4 protein-coding genes are annotated in these 3,206 nt (G+C 66.6%); all 4 read left to right on the top strand.

Going from position 1 to position 3,206, the window contains the following annotated elements:
- Positions 1-254 (top strand): thiosulfate oxidation carrier protein SoxY (locus I6U14_RS11775; RefSeq protein WP_296899550.1); only part of this gene is annotated, 254 nt, incomplete at its 5' end.
- Between the two features lie 28 nt (positions 255-282).
- Positions 283-600: a thiosulfate oxidation carrier complex protein SoxZ gene (gene soxZ / locus I6U14_RS11770; protein WP_296899548.1), complete on the top strand. Its 318-nt coding sequence runs from the start codon at positions 283-285 to the stop codon at positions 598-600.
- 125 nt (positions 601-725) lie between these two features.
- On the top strand, positions 726-1,052 hold the full coding sequence (locus I6U14_RS11765) for a high-potential iron-sulfur protein (protein ID WP_296899546.1): 327 nt from the start codon (positions 726-728) through the stop codon (positions 1,050-1,052).
- 627 nt (positions 1,053-1,679) lie between these two features.
- Positions 1,680-3,206 (top strand): photosynthetic reaction center cytochrome PufC (gene pufC / locus I6U14_RS11760; RefSeq protein ID WP_296899544.1); only part of this gene is annotated, 1,527 nt, incomplete at its 3' end.

Below are 3,206 nucleotides of genomic sequence, written 5' to 3'. Positions count from 1 at the left end.
TAAGCGAAGGCGTTGCTTCGGTACCCGTCACGGTGACGAGCACGCTGCCAGGCGTGGAAGAAATCTACCTGTTAGCCGACATGAACCCTATGCCCATCGCTGCACAGTTTCGCATGGGTGCAGGCACCGCCGCGCGCCTGTCCGTGCGCATCAAGCTCGCCGGCAGCGGGCGCGTCTATGGCGCCGTGCGCACCGCCGATGGGCTCCACTGGGCCGCGGCAGACGCCAAGGTCAGCACAGGCGGCTGCAGCTGACGCGCGCGGCCGAGAAGAACCGCGCCCGATGGCCGAGTCTTATGACATCCGCATCCGCAGCAAGCGCCGCAACGGCGGCGTGGACGTCATTGTGCTGATGCTGCATCCCATGGAGACCGGGCTGCGCCAGAACGCCGCGGGAGAGCAGATGCCGGCCCACTACATCACGGACGCAACGATCACGGTGGATGACCGCGTCGTGCTGGAGGCGCGGCTCGGCATCGCAGTCGCCAAGGACCCCTTGCTGCAGTTCCGACTGGAAGAAGCACCGCCGGGCGGCGTACTCCGCGTCCGTTGGCGCGACAACCACGGGACGCAGCGAGCAGCGGAAGCAACCCTGGCCTGAGGCCTCCGCCCCCAAGGGCAGTGGCCAACCGCCGGGTGAAAACGCATGCGATGACCGACGCAGCTGCGCGCGGTAACGCTGCAACCAACCAACAAAGCAACGAGCCAAAGCGAGGAGCTTCAGCCATGAACCCGATCGATCGCCGCAAATTCCTGTTCCAAATCGCCGCCGGCGCCTCGGCGCTGACCTTGGCCCGCTTCGTCAGTGCCGAAGAGGCCAAGCCGGACCTGGACCCCAACGATGCCTACGCCAAGGCAATGGGCTTCGTCACCGACACCGCCAACGCGGACTCGGAGAAGTTTCCCAAGCACAGTACGGATCAGTCCTGCGCCAAGTGTCAGCTCTTCCAGGGCCCGGATGGCGCCGAGAAGGGCCCCTGTTCCTTCTTCGGGGGGCGGCAGGTGCCGGCCAACGGCTGGTGCCGGAACTTCAAGCCGAAGAACGCCGCCTAGTCGGCCGCACAGGCCGCCCGACCCGGGCGGCCATTGCCGCGGCGACGGGAGAGGTTGAAGGTCCAACCTCCCACGCCCCGGCGCTCGAGCGTGCGACGCGGCCATCGAGCACCGCTCGCCATACGGCGTGAGAAGAACAGCCGATTGGCACCGTGCGCTACAACATTCTGGTGTCTTTTTCAATTGACAACAGTCAACGTCAAGCTAGGCTGATTTGTGTGGTCGATGCTTTTGACCACCCCAGCAAGAAACGACGAGGCATTTTTGCTACTGCGCAGGCCATCGCGGTTCTTGCATGCCTGAATTCTCAGCGGCCGAGGCCGCTGACCATGGCGAGGCTTCTGCCCCGCACGAAGCACGTCGATCGAGCGGCGTTGCCATAAATGGGCGTAGGCGGGCGCCCGGTTGCCACAACCCAATACACCCGCCGAACGCGCGCTGACGCTGAAGCAGCGCGACCGACCATCGGAGGTTTTCCCAATGCGGCGTCCTGCAGGCCCGACTGCCCGTCCAGCATTCCTCACTGCGCCATCCCGACAAACCGCCGGCGGCGCGGCACACCATCACCGCAGGCTGAGGAACCCCCTCATCGCCCAACGACTCCTCACCGCCGGCCTCGCCTGTTCCATGGTGCTGCTCACCAGCTGCAAGCAGCCCACCGACAGCGTCCAATGGGGCTACCGCGGCAACTCCATGATCCAGGTCTACAACCCGGCGAACGTGGACGCGCTCACAGAGATCAACGCCATCCCGGAGCCGGAGCCGAGCGATCCCTACGACCCGACCTTCCCCATGGCGACCGAAGTACACCAGAACGTGCAGGTGCTCACGGACCTGAACGCGCTGGAATTCGCGCGCCTGATGAATGCCATGACCACCTGGGTCGCGCCGAATGCCGGCTGCGCCTACTGCCACAACGCCGAAAACCTCGCCGACGATGGCAAGTACACCAAGCTGGTTACACGGCAGATGCTCAAGATGACCCGCGACATCAACGCCAACTGGCAAAGCCACGTCAAACAGACGGGTGTCACCTGTTGGACCTGCCATCGCGGGGAGCCGGTGCCGTCGGACATCTGGTTCGAAAAGCCGACCCCGCCGCGACCCTCCGCCGGCACCACCGGCTGGAAGGGCGGCCAGAATCTCGCCGGCGTGTCCAACAATGGCTATTCGTCGCTGCCCTTCGATCCGCTGACGCCTTTCCTGCTCGAAGACACCGACATCCGCGTGCAGGGTACGGAGCTCCTGCCCTATGGCAACCGCCAATCCATCAAGCAGGCGGAATGGACCTACGCCCTGATGATGTACATGTCCCAGTCCCTGGGCGTGAACTGCACCTACTGCCACCAGACCCGCGCCATGGGGCTGTGGGAGGAGAGCACCCCGCAGCGCGTCACCGCCTGGCATGGCATCCGCATGGTGCGCGACATGAATAACGAGCACCTACAGCCGCTTCAGCCGCTGTATCCGGAGCATCGCCTGGGCCCGAATGGCGACGCGCCGAAGGCGGCCTGCGCCACCTGCCACAAGGGCACCTACAAGCCGCTCTACGGGGAGACGATGCTGGGCGACTACCCGTCTCTGAGCGGCGTCCTCCCCGGTCGCCTGTCGCCGGACCCGACCAAGGGCGGCACGATCAACGTCGCCTGGGCGCCTGAAGGCACCGGCCCGGCCTCGCTTGAAGAGCGCCAGCAGTTCGTCGAAATGCTGGCGGCGGCGCCAACCGAAGCCGACGCCGACGCTGCCGACACCGCAGCGGCGGAGACGGCGCCCGCCGCCGAGCCGGAGGCCGCACCGGAGGCCGAAGCTGTCGCCGCGGCCGACGCAGCAGATGCTGAGGCGGAAGCCGCGGCAGCCAGCACAGCGGCGGAAGACAGCGGCGAAGCGGATACCGCGCCGACAGCTGCATCCTCGGCAGCACCCATGCTGGCGATTCTCGGCGGCACCGACATCTTCGCCGCCACGTTCGCCAACCCCGCCCAGCCGAGCGCCGAGGTCGCGCCTGACACGGCACCGCTGCCGAAGTGGCAGGGGCTGTGGCGTTGGTGGGAGCCGCCGGAGGGCATGTCCGCCGAAGCAGCCGCTCAGCGCGCTTCAGCGGCCCAGGTCGACGCCACCCTGGGCGTTGACCGGGCCTTCGGGTCGGTATTCGGC

This window comes from Thiohalocapsa sp., from assembly GCF_019695415.1.
Taxonomy (GTDB): domain Bacteria; phylum Pseudomonadota; class Gammaproteobacteria; order Chromatiales; family Chromatiaceae; genus Thiohalocapsa.
Note: the sequence above shows the minus strand (reverse complement) of the source record. Positions and strands in the feature narration are given on the sequence as shown.

Coding starts and splice junctions, on each gene's coding strand:
- I6U14_RS11765 (WP_296899546.1), top strand. CDS start 726: ATGAACCCGATCGATCGCCGCAAATTCCTGTTCCAAATCGCCGCCGGC.
- soxZ (WP_296899548.1), top strand. CDS start 283: ATGGCCGAGTCTTATGACATCCGCATCCGCAGCAAGCGCCGCAACGGC.